Raw genomic sequence first — 16,691 nt, 5'->3', positions numbered from 1 at the left:
TTCAACAATCTCTTTTCGACAGAGTTAGCTAGTCCGTAGCTTAGGTGAAGCACTCTACGATCAAAAGGAATGAAGAATGCCGCTTTTTGTCAGTTAGTTGGTTATACACAAATACTATATGAATTCCCAGAATTATGATATTACCCGATATTATAATTTTTAGGGTCTATTTCGTGTATCCCCCAATGGCTATATGTAATAAAGCGATGGTATACTTTCGGACCATGTATGCTTAAATGGCTTACTGAAAACTGCTGACTAGTCCTTTGGATTGCGCTAACAAAGCCGCTTGCGTACGATCGTTGACGCATAGCTTGTTTAGAATTTGGCTTACATGCTTCTTGACTGTGAACTCGGTTACCATCAGTTTCTTGGCCATTCCTTGATTGGACAAGCCCTCTCCAAGACCAATTAACACTTCCCGCTCCTTCGGCGTAAGCTTACTGAAGCTGTCTTCTTCCTCTTTCTTGAACAACATTTCCATTAAACCTGGATCGTAATACTTTTTCCCTTTGAAAATCAATTTAATGGCAAGCAGCAATTCTTCTGGCAGCGCTTCTTTGAGTACATAACCATCCGCACCCACAGCCTCTGCCCTTCTTACATCCTGCTCCATGGTCGATGAAGTCAGAATGATACTTCGGCATGGCGAATCTTTAATCATCTCAACCACTTCGAGTCCAGAACGATTCCCCAGCTTAAGATCCACGATAGCCAGATCCGGTTTCGTTTCCTTGATTAACTGGAGTGCGTGCTCCACCGTTTCCGATTCGCCAGAAATTTCGATGTTAGCTTCAAGCTTTAGCACAGCTGACAATCCTTTTCTCACCAACGGATGATCATCTACGATAACAACTTTCAAAGTACCACCAGCTTTCGTTAGAATGGGAATAGCCTTCATGACCTTGTTTAGCCCATCATCTGAAGTTCATTCAGTTCCTTTTTATCCTGATGCCCAGATGGGAGGGTCACTTGAATATGTGTACCTTTTCCTTTCGTGCTCTGAATGTTAATCGTTCCGCCAAAAGACTGAACAAGCAGCTCCATGTTGTTCACGCCAAGCCCAGATACCTTAGGATCAGACAGACGTTCTGCTACACTGAATCCACTTCCGTTATCCAAGACCGAAAGCTTCACCTCATCTGACTTCATACTGAGATCTACCTTAATGTGACTGCTTCGGCCATGACGAATGGCGTTTCCAGTTGCTTCCGATATGATTCTGAACAAAGCCTTTTGATAATTGACCTGTAGACCATGATCATCACCAGTCACATTTAATGTTACTTTCACAGCGTGGAGCTTGGACAAGCTGTCTAGATGAGATTTGACGGTTGTGATCCAAAAAGCACCGCCGTTTTTCCGAGAGCTAAGACTATAAATGGTTGAACGAAGCTCTTGAGATGCCGCTACAGATGACTCTTGGATAATTTGCAGCTGCTCCTTGATCTGATCTGTTGAAATGTCTTTCCATTTGCGACTGAGAGAATGTACAGCATATACAATTCCGAAAATGTACTGCGAGACGCTGTCGTGCATCTCATCGGCAATTCGATTCTGTTCCTCGATAATCATTAGCTGGTTCTCGATACGCTCGAGTTGGTGCCTCTCCAAAATGACGGCACACAGCTCAGATAGAAAATACAGCTGTTTTACGAACCAATGTCTACCCTCCTCATAGCTGGAGCGTTCAACCTTAACCCCCATCACTCCCCAGAATCGGGTCGACGACTTAATGGGAATCACAAGAAAATCACCATACTCAGGAAGACCCATCACCATACAACTATCTAGCTGTCTGAGTTCGGCCGCATGAATTTCAATAGCTGTTGACAGGGCAGCTTCTACACCAACGGGCGTGACACCCTGGATAATCAGATGATCGTGCCCGCCATTCCCACTGCCATTGACATCCCAGAAAAAGGACATCTTGAGCTTGGTCAGCTTTAGAGCAAATTCAGCAAAAATAATTTTCAAATTCTCCGATTCGCTATGCGTAGCTGCTTCCACAATTTGATACAGCGACTTCATATGCTCCATCGTCTCCGTGGTTCGAGCGCTTGCAATCTCAAGCCTACTTTTGACGCCAGCTAATAGTTGAATAGAGAGGGTCATGAATAATAGCATCAGGTAAAAGCGATTTTCATTTAGTAACATATCAACTAGCGTTTGCGTCTGGTCATTGGCAAAAAAGTAGGTAAATGCGGTGACGAATAAGAAGTAACTCAGCATCATAAACCAGCAGTAAACAGAGGAGAGGTAGCTGGCAGCCATCCATGCGGGATTGAATACGCACCAGAGGAACGGACTGTCCATACCGCCGCTTAGAAGATGCAGGATCATCATCCCTGTCATTTCCAAGCCTACGGTTATTTTAATTGTGCGAGAGGCTTGGCCACTTTGGGTATACATGTCCGTAATCCACTTGGCAAAGATGAATAGCACCAAGATGATGCCTATTTTTAAAATTAACGGGGGGCCACGATCCTCGATGGCATACACTAACGAAGTTCCTGCAAGCGAAATATACCGGTACAAGTAAAAGACTTTACTTTCACCAGAGAACATCTTCCTCATCTGTGTAATCATCCTTTAACCGATATTTTTATTTGGTTCCTTAAACAATACCCAAGTTTACCATTATCATAACAGTTAAATTTTTACAGTCAAAAGGGCTTAATATGACTATATACTTCGTATTATTTGTAGTTTTGTGTCTCATTAAATGGAAAATAGTGAATTTCAGGAGTAAAGGTCTAGACGGTTTGATTACATAGACCTAACCTTTTGGCGAATAAAAAACTGAAAGGGATTCCAATGCTATAAAAAAATTCATCCTTTTGTACCATAAATTTCCTGCGAAAAATTATACTTTAGTTCACATAGACTCGTTTTGAGCTCACTTTGAGAAGCTTTTAAACAGGGATTGACATAATTCTGGCTTTAATATGGTTTTCATTTTGAGTTAGGCTCGGATTTCGTTGCTAGCTCGGTCAGGGCTTACGTTAGCTCCGTTTCAGAGTTTATCTCGGTCAACTCCATGCAACACATCTCCAACCGCCCTCCTAAAGGAACAAATAAGCGCGGAAAACGCGCTTACAGCGAGAGCTTTGTGAGCAGAAACTCGCCGACAGAGTCTGAGAAGTCGAAAATCGACTTCTCAGCAGACCATCCTGCACGTTCGTTTTGAATAAGCGCGGAAAACGCGCTTATTCAGGAGCGCCCGAACAAATAAGCGCGAAAAACGCGCTTACAGCGTGAGCTTTGCGAGCAGAAGCTCGCCGACTGAGTCTGAGAAGTCGAAAATCGACTTCTCAGCAGACCATCCTGCACGTCCGTTCTGAATAAGCGCGGAAAACGCGCTTATTCAGGAGCGCCCGAACAAATAAGCGCGAAAACCGCGCTTACAGCGAGAGCTTTGTGAGCAGAAGCTCGCCGACAGAGTCTGAGAAGCCGAAAATCGACTTCTCAGCAGACCATCCTGCACGTTCGTTCCAAATAAGCGCGGAAAACGCGCTTATTCAGGAGCGCCCAAACAAATAAGCGCGAAAACCACGCTTACAGACCGGTATTCAGACCGAAATTCATACTTCCATTGGATTAATCCAATGGAGCAGCTGGTAGACTGCGACATTCACAAAGCGGGAGCTGAATTTTCAAATATGACTTTTGAGACAGCCCCACTCAAAACATATAATTATATGTAAAAAAAAGAACCCGCAAAAATTGCGAAGTTCTTTTCATTTCTGATGATTTCCTGATAATTTTCAGATAATATCCATTGATTTACTGATATTTCCTAATAAACGCAATCGCGTTGGCAATGTCTACCTCAGGTTTTTCCCCAACTTCACGCTCAATGGTCAAATAGCCCATGTATCCAATGTCACGTAGCGCTTGAAAGTAGCGATCGAAATCGACATGACCTTCACCTAACGCGAGTTCTCGATAATAGGGTCCTGATGTCGCTGCCTCGGCGATAAGCTCGTGACTCATCGGTTGATAACCCAGTGAACCGTAGACTTCACGAGGGTCTGCCTGACGCAGTCGGATACCATCCTTCACGTGCGTGTGGACAATATAATCCTTCAGCGTGATAACCCCTTGGACAGGATCATCGCCAGTCACCATCACCATATTCGCTGGATCAAAGTTAACAGAAACGCCTTTGGTGGACAACGAATCTAGAAAGCTTTTCAAGTGAACAGCTGTTTCTGGACCGGTTTCCACGGCAAAATAAGCGCCTAAGCTGCTTGCATACACGCCTAATTCCTCACACGCATGCAGCATCGTTTCATAGATAGGACCATTGGCCTGCTCAGGCACGACACCGATGTGAGTGGTTACGACCTTAGTACCCAGCTCAACCGCAAGGTCGAGAATACGCTTTGATTTCTCAATTTTGTCTGCATTCACCGACTGATCTTGGAAGCCATGACCGCCCAAATCCCCACATAAAGCAGAGATGTTAAGCCCTAATGACTCGATGTAAGCTTTCAATTCCTTACGCGCTTGAGGTGATAAGTTCGCTGGGTCCATCTCACCTGAAACTGCATATATTTGTACTCCATCTGCACCGAGCTCTTTGGCTTTCTTCAAACCATCTCGCAAACCTAGACGCAGACTATCAACCATTATGCCAATCGGATTCCCCATATTTCATCAACACACCTTTCGTATCGTTGAATTTTATTGCCTATTCCACATCTTCCCATAGTCTTCTAATATTTTGCAACCCAATCATCGTACCCATTTTGCATTCCTCCATGCCTTCGAATTCCAAGGAAATGAATCCGTCATAGCCGGAGCTTTTAATAACGCGCAATACTTCTTTCATATCAATATCACCATGGCCCACAATAGCACCGCGCAAATGATTGCCTTGCAGGGTCTGAAACCAACCCTTGCCTGGATTTTGATATGAAGGACGAAGGTAAAAATCTTTCACATGGACCATCGAAGCGAAGGGCAGATTATTTTTCACCGCAGCAACGGGATCTTCATCTACACACATGAAATTGCCCACATCAAGTGTAGTTCGGAAATTGGGACGGTCTACGGTTTGAATCAACGTTTGAACGCGGTCACTATGCTGTACAAAGTATCCGTGATTCTCAACGCTCGTTATGATGCCATATTGCGAAGCATAGTCAGCAATTTGTCGGCAGGCTTCCGCCATACGTTCAAGCTCTTTGTTAAAGTTTCCGATAGAACGATCTTCACTTTGTGCGACATCATGGCGCATTCTTTGTACACCAAGCCTTGCAGCGAGATCAACTTCCCCTTTGACCCGTTTAATTTCCTGTTCATAGGCCTCTTGAGAATCTGTTAGAAAGTTTGCCCCAATCGCATAATTAGATATTTCGATACCCCGTGACTGAGCCTTTAGGCGAATCTCATCTGCAAGCTCCAAATTACCAGTTAAATCATAGCCAAGGGGTACAATCTCAACATGTTCGCCACCCTGATCAGCAATCCAGTCAATAACACCAAAAATGTCCATTTCTCCAGACTTCAGAGCTTGAAATAAACTATACGTACTAACGCCAACTTTCATATTCGTTCCTCCATTTCTGTTCCTAGTTGCTATAATCTGATTTCCTGACCTTTGGCAGCTGATTCATAAATACCACAAAGGATTTTCATCATAGTAAGCCCATCTTCTACAGGACTAATCGGTGAATTCCCAGTTCGACAACAAGTTAGAAAATGACTGATCTCCTGATTAAAAGCTTCAGTTATATTAATAGATATGCTATCTGTCTGCGGCGCTACATTTAAAATGGTATCCAGCATTTCAGTGACGAGGACAAGCTCAGGCTCCAATTCCACTCCGCCCTTATCTCCGTACAACTTGACCGCGATTTCATCCTTTTTGGCATGAAGAGTAAAGCTAACATCAACCATGAGGGATGCCCCATTTTCAAACCGAATTAAAGCATTAGCCATATCTTCAACCGTATTCAAATCAACATTATAATCGGCAGCTTTATAAAAGGAAAGATTGCGTACATTCGCCCGATTCCCAAGCTTGTTATACGTATGACCACTGACAGATACAGGCTTCGGTCTCCCCATTAAGTACCAGCATAAGTCAATCACATGTACACCAATATCGATTAAAGGTCCACCGCCAGATCGTTCCGAGTCAGCAAACCAGCCTCCTGGATTACCTAATCGACGTAGACACGATGCTTTGGCATAGTACAATTCTCCCAAATCGCCATTATCGATAAAGCGCTTTACGAGCTGAGCATTGGTATCATATCTTCGTACAAAACCGACCTGCAAAATTTTCCCCGTTTCACGAACGGCCTCTTGAATGCGCTCAGCTTCTTCCACTGTTTTGCAAAGTGGTTTCTCTACAAGAACATGCTTGCCAGCACGCAAAGCTGCAATGCTGATCTCAGCATGTGTATTATTCCATGTACAAATACTTACAGCATCCACCTCTGAATTGGCCAGAAGCTCCCGATAATCGGTGTAAATATGCTCAACATTATACTTGGCGGCTTTATCCTCTGCTCTTTGACGATTCAAATCACATACGGCAACCAATTCTGCGTCTGCTTGCTTCACATAGGACTCAAAGTGCATATCGGATATTGATCCTGCTCCGATTACACCAATTTTCATTTTGTTTATGCTCATTGTAAATACTTGCCTCCTTCGTGTCATATGCAATCAGGATAGCATGATTTTAGCTGAGGTAGAATGCATAGGATGAGCATATCCATGGATTATATGGTCAAAAAAAGGCTTTCATTTTGAAGATGACCTGTGTTCCTTGAGCATAAACCAAATATTAACTAGCCCAACTATAAAGAAGCTATACCAAGGTAGAGCACCCCAACCGAGCATGCTCCCCAAGTCGTACAAATAACCACCGCCAACATTACCAATCATAGCGCCGATGGATAAAGCAAAACTATTAAAGCCAAAATAACTGGCTATACTTCCTGCCCCAGCGAATTCAGACACCATTGTATTCATCATTGGCTGCCAAAACACTTGCCCGAGCATCAATGAAATGACCCCTGCATAAATCCCCAACATCGAGCCCGACATCCCAATTGTAAACAGCCCCGCCGAAATGAGTAACGTACCTACTGATAACACGCCAAAGGGCTGCATTTTAGTCTGACTTAATTTAGAAAAAGGAACCTGCAATAGTACCATCACAATGGCTCCGCAGCTATAAATAAACCCGATATTGGCTCCTGCAGCAATCTGATTCACTCGAAATGGAACGGCAATGTATAGTTGTGCTACGAGCGACCAGGATATCATCGTAAACACCATGAATCGTAGAAAGCTGCGGTTCTGCAGCACTTTTTTCAGCTGTGGTAACATACCTTCGTAATCGGCTTTTGTTTGTTCAGTTTTAATCTGTGGCAAAAAGAAAAGACTTAACAAGAACGAGAACACAAAAATCAGCGTAGCCGTTATACTGACATATTGAAAATGAAAACCCATTAAAAAGGCGCCCAGTATCGGACCCACCACAAATCCAAGATTACTTAACATTTCACGTATCGAGTAAACCGTAATCCGATTTTCAGATGTAGAAAGCGCTGCGTAATAAGCATAACTGGCTGGTTGAAATAAAGCTGCGCCTAAACCCGAGAAGAAGCATGCTAGGATTAAACCCGGGATATGATCCACGAATCCGAATAGTCCGAAACCGAAAGAACGGATAAACAAACCAATCAATATCATTCGCTTATACCCAAATCTGTCGGCCAATGTGCCGCAGAAAACGGACAACCCTTGTTGACTGAAGCTGCGGATAGCCGATATGACGCCAACCATCGTGACAGTAAGCAATAGATCATGCAGTAAATACGAAGCAAGCAGCGGAATCATCATATAAAACCCAACCGCCATACTGAATGTATTCATAAACATAACCCAAAAAGGAAGTTTAATAGCTGTTAGCCTATTCATAGCTGATAACATGAGCATTTCCTCATTTCCTTGTACGATGCTATGTGTCAATTTTAACAAGATACATGATCCAGCAAGGATTGTATATGGACTTTCTTTATGTAGGCTTGGGTATATTATTGCTGTTTTATAACCCAAAAAGGCGGCACAATACGGTAGATACCGCATTGTGCCGCCTTTTCCCCATGTTAAGGGATTAATAAGATTTTCCCTGTGCTTTTCCTGCTCTCTAAGAGTCTGTGGGCTTCCGCGCCCTCCCTCAAAGGAAAGCATGTAAGGCTCTCTATTTGAATAGTCCCTCGCCGCAGCGCATCAAATAGTTCGTTTGAACGCTCGATTCGATTCTGCAAGGTGGTCACATGGTTCCACAAGTCGCCTCCCGTCAGCGTCTTTGATGTAACCATGAGCATTCGTGGGTCAATAGAAGGTGGATCTCCTCCAGCCATGCCATAGAAAATGACCGTCCCCTTCGTTTTGGCAGCAGCGAAACTATCCATTAACGTGGACCCAACTGAATCGTAAACAGCATCTACGCCCTGATGGTCGCTGGACCAAATCTTGACCCCATTTACCCAATCGCTGTCGTAACTTAGAACTTCATCTGCACCAGCCTTTAAGGCGATTTCCCTTTTGGCATCGGAAGAGGTCAAACCGATGACTCGTGCGCCTTTACTTTTACATAGCTGCGTCAAAATCTGTCCAACGCCACCTGCTGCGGCATGTACGACGATTTCGTCGCCCGATTTTACACGACAGCTGTCATTCACCAGATAATGCGCCGTCATACCCTGAAGCAAAATACCCGCGGCGTGTTCGAACGTGATATCCACAGGCAAAGGTATAGCTCGATCTATAGGCACAGCAACCAATTCCGCATTGGCAAAAGGAACATCCACGAAGGCAATTCGATCTCCGACCTTGATTCGGTGCACATTCGAAGCTACTCGCTCAACAATGCCGGCGCCCTCGTATCCTAGAATGAAGGGTGGTTTCCCAGCCAGATGATAGTTGCCTCGTCTCCTATATATGTCGGCGAAATTTAAGCCAATGGCTTCCGTTTTCACTAGGATATGTCCTGGTTCTAAGATGGGCTCAGGGATGTCCACATATTGTAGGACCTCTGGCCCACCAAACTGCTCAAAAATTAGTGCTTTCATGGACTACCTCCAACAGGCTAATCTTGCTAAAAAATTGTATCATATTCCTCATGTAAAGCAAAAAAAGATCAACATCACAGCGCGTACACTGGACGTTGAACTCTCATCTACTTTGTAACAACCACCTGTTTGGGTAATAAGGCAAATTGGGCAGGCTTGTTGATATAATAACCTTGAACTCCCCAACAATTCATTTCTTTTAACATCCTATATTGTTCATACGTCTCGATGCCTTCTGCGATTACTTGCAGGTTCAGTGCATGGGCCATGGCTAAAATCGCTGAAATTAGAGAGACATTCATTTCCCAAATGAAAGACCTATCAATCTTTAACTTATCTATCGGCAGTAAGGTTAACATGCTTAAAGAGGAATAGCCGGTTCCGAAATCATCTAAAGCAATGGTAAATCCTTCAGCACGCAATCTACGCAGCGTTTGTTGGACATCTTCCATGGAGTGAATCGTTGTGCTTTCCGTTATTTCTAATTCCACTACACGTGGATCTACATGCTCATCTTCTAATATTTGAAGCATTTGATCAACGAAAAGATGTTCGTTTAGTTGAACCCTTGAAATGTTGACCGAAATTTTAAATTGAGGACCATATTCTGCTTTTAAAAGATGCCAATCCTTACAAGCTTGCCTGATGACCCAGTATCCAATCGGAATAATCAATCCCGTTTCTTCGGCGATCGGAATAAAGTCACTGGGTTGGATCATTCCCATGTTGGCGGAGTTCCATCTAAGCAGAGCTTCTGCTCCAATGAATTCCTCCCGGACCGGATTGTAAATAAGCTGATAATGCAAATGCAATTCTTCTTTCTCAACCGCACTAGAGAGCGCAAGCTCATGAATGAAATTCTCAACATGGTCGTATTTAGATGAAGCTTCGAAAATATGAAATCTCTTTCTTCCCGCCCCTTTGGCCTTATACAAGGCAATATCCGCTTGCTTCAAAAGGGTTTGGATGGTTTCACTATTCACACTTTGAGCCACACCAATACTTACACTTAACTTCATTGGATGATCGTTTACCGTAAAGGGAGCCACAAAAAGTTGATTAATCTGGTCTGCAGTTTCCTCAGCTGGTCCAAGTTGCCCCATTGCTACGACGACAAATTCATCTCCACCTAATCTTATAAGTATATAATCCTTACCAAATTTCTCAACAAGACGATTAGCGACCTCTACGAGCACGATATCACCTACATCATGTCCGAAAATATCATTAATATTTTTGAAATAGTCCAAATCAAGCAAATAAATGTTCGCTGGATTGTGCACATGCTCAAGCAGGAATCTTCGATTATAAAGCTTGCTAAGATCGTCATGATAGGCGTAATGATAAAGCAAATTTTCGTGTTGTTTACGCTCGGTAATATCACGAGTAACAGTGACGATGTACTCCATGTCACCGCTTTCATTGAAAATAGGCGTAAGTAAACTTTCTCCGTTTAACTTACCGTTGGGCAGCACAACGCCATCCTCGTACTTAATGGTACGTCGTTCTGTAACCACTCTCGTATATTTCTTATGTAAATAGTTCGCCATCTGGCTCGTGTTTGTATCAAAAAAAGTTAGACCGACAGCATCCATCGTTATTCCACTGAATTTCGTAGCAGCATGATTTACATAATAGTATTTGATATCAGATCCATCAACACTCATGATGTAAATCGAGTCTTCCATATTATCCATCATGCTTTGGAGTGTCTTAACATCAAGTAATCTATTCGCAGGATTTATCATATAAACGACTCCTCTATACTCACAACAACCTTATAACTGTCTCTAAGTTGACTGGAATATAGCATTCGACAGAAAGCTTCATTTTCCTTCCAACGAGGATATCAATCCATCTTAATCTGTTTTCCGATTCACTTTTCTTAAAAATTGCAAGGTCCGCTCATTCGTTGATACGTCAAAAATGTCGGCTGGCGTTCCTCTCTCAACAATCGCGCCTTGATCCATAAAGACAACTTGGTCCGCCACTTCTTTGGCAAAGCCCATCTCATGTGTCACAATGACCATCGTCATTCCTTCGAAAGCAAGATCCTTCATTACCTTTAGCACTTCGCCTACCAATTCTGGGTCAAGTGCGGACGTTGGTTCATCGAATAACAGTACCTCAGGATTCATCGCCATTGCCCTAGCAATTCCTACCCTTTGTTGTTGTCCACCAGACAGCTGATGAGGATAATGATCGGCACGATCACGAAGTCCAACCTTTTCTAAGATGGATATAGCCTTATCCTTAGCTGTTTTCGAGGATTGTTTAAGGACAATAACAGGGCCTTCCATAATATTTTGCAAGACGGTTAAATGGGGAAATAAGTTATAGTTTTGGAATACCATACCCGTGTGTTTACGGATGGAACGGATGTCAGTCTTATTCAATTTGACTTCACCTGAAAATGTCATACTCGCTTTGGCAATTGAGAGGGTCCCCTGATCTGGAAAGTCCAATAATTTAAGACATCTTAATAGGGTCGTTTTGCCGGAACCGGAAGGTCCGATAACAACGGTCGTGCTCCCTTTTTCAACATCCAAATCAATATGGTTCAAGACGTGACGGTCATGAAAATATTTATGTATACCTTCCATTCTAATCATGCTGGGCCCCCCTTACTTGGCAATATTACGTTCATAGTGGATCTCAAGCTTGGACTGGAAATAGGAAAGAACGGTACTGAAAAGTAAATAAACGAAGGCTACCTCGATATAAAGCCATAATGGCTCATAAGTAACAGCCGCAATCTGCTGCCCTTTCTGAAACATTTCCGTAACCGTAATCGTGGCGGCCAAAGATGTGTCTTTGATTAAACTTATGAAGGAATTTCCTAATGGTGGAATAGCGACTCGCACAGCCTGGGGTAAAATGATGCGCCTCATTGCCTGCCATTTCGTCATATTGATCGAATAAGCTGCCTCAATTTGGCCTTTGGGAATCGACAATATCGCGGCACGAATGATCTCGGAGCTATAAGCTCCTTTGTTTAACGTAAACCCGATAATGGCTGTTGGAAAAGGATCCAGCGTTATTCCCAAACTTGGAAAACCATAAAAAAGAATAAACAACTGGACAAGCAATGGCGTGCCGCGGAAAACCCAAACATAGAATCTCGCTATCACTCGTAGTATGGCAAAATCCGATAATCGAGCAAGCGCCGTGATGAACGCTAAGCTAAGTCCCAGTGTAAAAGTGATTAAAGTAAGCGGAACTGTATACGCAAGCCCCGCCTTTATAATAGGAAGGAACGAATCGGACAGGATCCCTATAATTCGCTCAAGACGTTCATTTGTCATTAGGGTAGGTCCTTACTTCGTTACGTCGGCATTGAACCATTTTTGTGAAATTTGAACCAATGTACCGTCCGATTTCATGTCTGCCAGAGCTTTATTTACTTTACTAACTAAATCCGTGCTTCCTTTGCGGAATAAAAAGGCGTTGCTCGTTGCGGACGGCTCCTCATAAACCGTTTTGATCGGGAGTTCGGGACGCTGCTTTTTCAAATCCAAATAGGACAAACTATCGTTAAGCGTCGCATCGATCCTGCCCGAAGTCAGAAGATCAATCGCCTGATTAAAACCCTCCACAACTGTATTTACCGCACCGTGCTCTTCCGCTATCTTCCGATAATTACTATCGAGGGATTGTCCAACCTTCTTGCCTTTAAGGTCATCTAACGTTTTAATATTCGTATTATCCGCTTTCACCACAAGAACTGCGCGTGAAACAATATAAGGCGTCGACATATCATACTTCTCCAATCGATCCGGGCGTACAGCCACTTCGTTAGCCACCATGTCATACCGCTTCGCATCGAGTCCGGCAATCATGCCATCCCACTTGGTTTCAACAAAACGCGGCGTCATGCCAATCCTTTTACATACCTCTTCTGCCGTCTCAACATCAAATCCCGTAAGCTTGCCAGCCTTATCATGAAAAGTGAAAGGTGCATAAGTCCCTTCTGTGCCGATCGTAATTTCGGCCTTACTCGGCGAAGATGCTGACGGTGTTGCGTTAGGCTTAGTCGAACTACAACCTATCGAAGTTAGGAGCAATGCAGTAACTGCTGTTGTTGCGAGTAATTTTTTCATCCTTATAACCCCCTGTGAAATAACCCTTTTTGAGTTAAAGGTATTATTCCCCATGTGAAGGAATTTTAAGAAAAAAATGTAGTGTGAGAAAATGTGCAGTCTGAATTTGAAAAGATTTTTAATATACGCTCGGGGAGCTCTCGCTGTAAGCGCGGTTTTCGCGCCTATTTGTTCGGGGAAGCACGGTTAAGCGCGTTTTCCGAGCTTACCCAGCACGGACGCGCTGCACAGTATTCTGAGAAGTTATAATGTAAAAAAAAGACGGCCATATCCCCCGTCTTCTACGACTTATTATTTTATCGATAACCCACGAATCTCTTCGTCGGATAATGCTTCATTAAATACAGCAAGTCCACCCAATAATCCGGCATAGAAATTGCCCATCTCCCCGGAACGATTAACACCACCCACGGTGAAGTCAGCACCCGTAAGTCCCCCATCGAACAGACCTTTTTCATATAAGTAAGGGTTGTAGGTTTCCCTCTCGTCCAGCACGCCGTCCACATACACCTTGGCGTAGGTGCCATCATACGTGAACGCAACTGCGTACCACTTATCCTTAACCAGCGGTGTTGCTCCTATCGCCGTTGTCATGCACCACGGGTATCCCTGTGTCGGACCACCTTCAACGGAGACATGGCCTCCCACTTGATCGCCACTATCCCATATCCTCAGATTAAGAAACATGGCATATTGACGCTTCTTCTCTGTTTCGTTCCACATGCCGGCAATCGCTTCGCACTGCCTGTTTTCTCTGTTTTCGCGTTTTAGCCAAGCGAAGATGGTCAGCTTTGCTTCTGGTCCGTTGAAATCAAGTGCTGGGCAATCTTTACGGGGCAAGTTGAACCATTGGCCGTATTCTAATTTTGCCGCATAGGTCCCTAACACGCCGTCCTCAACTCTTTTAATCGGTCCAGACATTTCATCCAAAACATAAGGAAAAGGCCCTTTTGCCATTCGAGACTGGCCCTCAGCTTCTTGAAAGTCCCAGAAGGATAAGAGAGAGTCCTGCTGAAGAATCAATGCAGATTTACTCGCCATTCGAACCGCCTCCGATTACAACATGTATTCATGCAGGTGGGATGAAAGAGATCTACCATCAAAGGCAGATCTTTTATATTTACCTACAGAAAATAAAAGCTGGATGTGTCTCTACCTTTTAAATTATAGCGTTGGTAGTGTTGGTAATGCGCTTTATATAGATTTCCATTCTTACTAGGCGTGTACGTCAAATACAACTGTTTGCGGCTTACGTCGGACAAGTTGGCCCCGCTTTGATGAGGTGTAAATGAATGGAAGATGATCACATCACCTGGATTTGTTTCTACGATAACACCTTTTTGGGGATCAATCTCAGCAATTTCTTCCGCATTCATGTTGCGCAGCTCACCCGGCGTGGAACGCAATCTTTCATGATAGCCTGGGAACAATTCCAAGCCTCCGTTTGCCATTGTCGCTCCATCAATTGCCACCATCACAGAGATCAGACCTTCAATGGGGAAGCCTTGCCACCAAGATGCATCTTGATGCATCGAGTAGCCATTCGCGCCTGGGAGCTTAAAGATGAGTTTATCCTTGAAAAGTAGCGGTTCGTCCAAATAAATATCACGCAGCGGTGATAAAATGCGCTCATCCTCTACTAAATCAGCAAACACTGCGGAAATGTCATGAACCGGGTCCAGACGTTCGATCGCAACTCGGCCATCCGCGTAGACTTTGTGACCAGCACGAATGTTAAACTTATCAGTATAATCGCCTAATGTAAGCAATTGATCGCATTCCGTTTGGATGACTTTCGCTTCATGTTCTGTAAATACGCCCCGCAGTACCAAGTACCCCTGCTCGTTATACGTTTGAAGCTGCTCTTCTGTTAAAATACTCAAAGATTTCTTTCTCATGGAAATCTCCACCTCTCATTTGTTTTTTTGCCTCTCACGTTGTGTGATTGACTTTCTTATAACCTTATATTACAGCCATGTATTCCCTTAATCCATGCACTAGGTTATACTAATTCATATACTTTTTTGCATGGAACGGGAGGGTGAGTACATGATTGGAAAGCTCCAAATTAAGCGGTATTATTTTGGTAAACAAAGAGAGCAGTTTTCTTTATCTGAAGACACTTATGAAAGCTGGGGTATGCTCGCTGCCCAATCGGGTCGATTCTCCTTCACTTTAGAGGGCGGTGAACAAGGTGAGAGGATTGCTGAATTCGGGGAGCTTGTTTTTTGCCAACCCGGCCAAACGTTCAGGCGTCTTGCTCTTGAACCGATCTCTTTTCATTTCGCTGAATTCACTTTAGATAGCAGTTGGACGCTGCCAGGTAAAATCCGAATCAAGGATGTCGGTAGGCTCAGCTCCACCTTTCAATATTTGCAAGAATGGCAGGAAGAAGTAGATCATGGCGATCATCAGTGGGAGGTCGTTCATCATCTCATTGAAGACCTGCTTTTCATGGCAAATCGGGAGCAGCTCACAGCGCAGCGTAACCGATCCGGTACTTCTGATCCCTTAATGAATCAAGCGGCTGCTTATATAGAACTGCAGGCTTTCGAACATGAATTGTCCTTGCAGGGGCTAGCTGTCACACTTGGTATTGGCGCATCTCAGCTTACTCGGCGTTTTCAAGCCGCGTACGGTATGTCACCAATTCGGTATGCAACAAAGGTTCGAATATCCCGAGCACGCTTGCTGCTGGCCGAAACGCCAGACACACTCGATGCCATTGCTGAGCAGTGCGGTTTTCAGAATGCCTTCTACTTCAGCCGTGTCTTTTCGCAGCAAATGCAAATAAGCCCTTCCGCTTATCGAAGGACATTCCGTGTATGAAAAAGGGCCGTTGATCGTTAGTTCGAACGGATCAGCGGCCAGATTAATCGCAACGGCTTAGACGATGGAATAGTTAACCCAATCCCCTTGAACCCCGCCCATTTTATCAAAAAAATGTTGAGCTCGTTTATTATCAGGAGCCGTTATCCAAGACATATACGCATATCCTTGATCTTTTGAGTAACCTTGACATTCTAAAAAAAGTTCTGATTCCACTTCTGTACCTCGAAATGGCTCAATGACATAAAGGTCGTTCATGATGGTAATTTTCTCTGCTTTCATCGTACTAAATGCGAAGTATAAGGTAGCAAAGCCGACTAGCTTTCCGTCTTGTTCTGCGACAAACTGTATACCTAATTGTTTCTCTAAAAGGGTTTGAATCAACTTATGTATTTTTCCATCGGCCGGCCTAGGTTTCTGATAAAATCCTACGATGTATTCATACATTAATTCGGTCAAGCTGTTTTCATCATCAGGTTCTGCGTCTCTCACGATAAGTGGCATTAATAATTCCCTCCATTTTCAATATTGCATAATTATACATAAAAGTGTATGTATATTCAATAATATTTTTGCACGTTATTCGAAATAAAAAAGAGAAGCCGCCACGAAAGCGAGCTCCTCCATCAATTTGAAACTTTGATTCCATTTAGGAAGC

General features: G+C 43.7%; 16 protein-coding genes. 2 read left to right on the top strand and 14 right to left on the bottom strand.

What is annotated here, in order from left to right; all coding sequences use genetic code 11:
- Positions 1-241: 241 nt before the first annotated feature.
- Both AC58UU_RS31420 and AC58UU_RS31415 read right to left on the bottom strand, forming a co-directional pair.
- Positions 242-901: a response regulator gene (locus tag AC58UU_RS31420; protein WP_312880255.1), complete on the bottom strand. Its 660-nt coding sequence runs from the start codon at positions 899-901 to the stop codon at positions 242-244.
- An 8-nt stretch (positions 902-909) separates the two neighbouring features.
- The gene (locus tag AC58UU_RS31415) at positions 910-2,577 is read right to left on the bottom strand and encodes a sensor histidine kinase (protein WP_497321422.1); all 1,668 of its coding nucleotides are present in this window, start codon (positions 2,575-2,577) and stop codon (positions 910-912) included.
- Positions 2,578-3,420: 843 nt separating this feature from the next.
- Between AC58UU_RS31415 and AC58UU_RS31410 the strand changes: the two genes are divergently transcribed.
- Positions 3,421-3,543: a hypothetical protein gene (locus AC58UU_RS31410; protein ID WP_497321421.1), complete on the top strand. Its 123-nt coding sequence runs from the start codon at positions 3,421-3,423 to the stop codon at positions 3,541-3,543.
- Between the two features lie 243 nt (positions 3,544-3,786).
- On the opposite strand, the gene AC58UU_RS31405 is transcribed toward AC58UU_RS31410, so the two are convergent.
- From AC58UU_RS31405 to AC58UU_RS31355, 11 genes are all read right to left on the bottom strand, one after another.
- Positions 3,787-4,656 (bottom strand): sugar phosphate isomerase/epimerase family protein, encoded by an 870-nt coding sequence (locus AC58UU_RS31405; RefSeq protein WP_497321419.1) that lies wholly within the window; start codon positions 4,654-4,656, stop codon positions 3,787-3,789.
- A gap of 40 nt (positions 4,657-4,696) precedes the next feature.
- Positions 4,697-5,557, bottom strand: a complete 861-nt coding sequence (locus AC58UU_RS31400; protein WP_497321418.1) for a sugar phosphate isomerase/epimerase family protein — start codon at positions 5,555-5,557, stop codon at positions 4,697-4,699.
- A gap of 29 nt (positions 5,558-5,586) precedes the next feature.
- Complete coding sequence (locus tag AC58UU_RS31395; protein WP_497321472.1) at positions 5,587-6,645, bottom strand: Gfo/Idh/MocA family protein; 1,059 nt, start codon at positions 6,643-6,645, stop codon at positions 5,587-5,589.
- Between the two features lie 117 nt (positions 6,646-6,762).
- Positions 6,763-8,007, bottom strand: a complete 1,245-nt coding sequence (locus AC58UU_RS31390) for an MDR family MFS transporter (RefSeq protein WP_497321417.1) — start codon at positions 8,005-8,007, stop codon at positions 6,763-6,765.
- Positions 8,008-8,135: 128 nt separating this feature from the next.
- A complete protein-coding gene (locus AC58UU_RS31385; RefSeq protein ID WP_497321416.1) occupies positions 8,136-9,104 on the bottom strand; it encodes a quinone oxidoreductase family protein in 969 nt (322 codons plus the stop codon).
- 107 nt (positions 9,105-9,211) lie between these two features.
- Positions 9,212-10,852, bottom strand: coding sequence for a sensor domain-containing protein (locus tag AC58UU_RS31380; RefSeq protein ID WP_497321415.1), 1,641 nt, complete (start codon positions 10,850-10,852; stop codon positions 9,212-9,214).
- A gap of 111 nt (positions 10,853-10,963) precedes the next feature.
- Positions 10,964-11,716, bottom strand: a complete 753-nt coding sequence (locus AC58UU_RS31375) for an amino acid ABC transporter ATP-binding protein (protein ID WP_497321414.1) — start codon at positions 11,714-11,716, stop codon at positions 10,964-10,966.
- A 12-nt stretch (positions 11,717-11,728) separates the two neighbouring features.
- Complete coding sequence (locus tag AC58UU_RS31370; RefSeq protein WP_497321413.1) at positions 11,729-12,409, bottom strand: amino acid ABC transporter permease; 681 nt, start codon at positions 12,407-12,409, stop codon at positions 11,729-11,731.
- Between the two features lie 12 nt (positions 12,410-12,421).
- On the bottom strand, positions 12,422-13,204 hold the full coding sequence (locus tag AC58UU_RS31365; protein WP_497321412.1) for an amino acid ABC transporter substrate-binding protein: 783 nt from the start codon (positions 13,202-13,204) through the stop codon (positions 12,422-12,424).
- A gap of 291 nt (positions 13,205-13,495) precedes the next feature.
- Positions 13,496-14,245: a LamG domain-containing protein gene (locus AC58UU_RS31360; protein ID WP_497321410.1), complete on the bottom strand. Its 750-nt coding sequence runs from the start codon at positions 14,243-14,245 to the stop codon at positions 13,496-13,498.
- An 83-nt stretch (positions 14,246-14,328) separates the two neighbouring features.
- On the bottom strand, positions 14,329-15,102 hold the full coding sequence (locus tag AC58UU_RS31355; protein WP_497321409.1) for a phytanoyl-CoA dioxygenase family protein: 774 nt from the start codon (positions 15,100-15,102) through the stop codon (positions 14,329-14,331).
- Between the two features lie 151 nt (positions 15,103-15,253).
- Between AC58UU_RS31355 and AC58UU_RS31350 the strand changes: the two genes are divergently transcribed.
- Complete coding sequence (locus tag AC58UU_RS31350) at positions 15,254-16,033, top strand: helix-turn-helix domain-containing protein (RefSeq protein WP_497321407.1); 780 nt, start codon at positions 15,254-15,256, stop codon at positions 16,031-16,033.
- Positions 16,034-16,090: 57 nt separating this feature from the next.
- On the opposite strand, the gene AC58UU_RS31345 is transcribed toward AC58UU_RS31350, so the two are convergent.
- Positions 16,091-16,537, bottom strand: coding sequence for a GNAT family N-acetyltransferase (locus AC58UU_RS31345; protein ID WP_497321405.1), 447 nt, complete (start codon positions 16,535-16,537; stop codon positions 16,091-16,093).
- Between the last annotated feature and the right edge of the window lie 154 nt (positions 16,538-16,691).

Source organism: Paenibacillus sp. JT22N1 (assembly GCF_059692155.1).
This window is presented reverse-complemented; position numbering and strand designations above follow the sequence as displayed.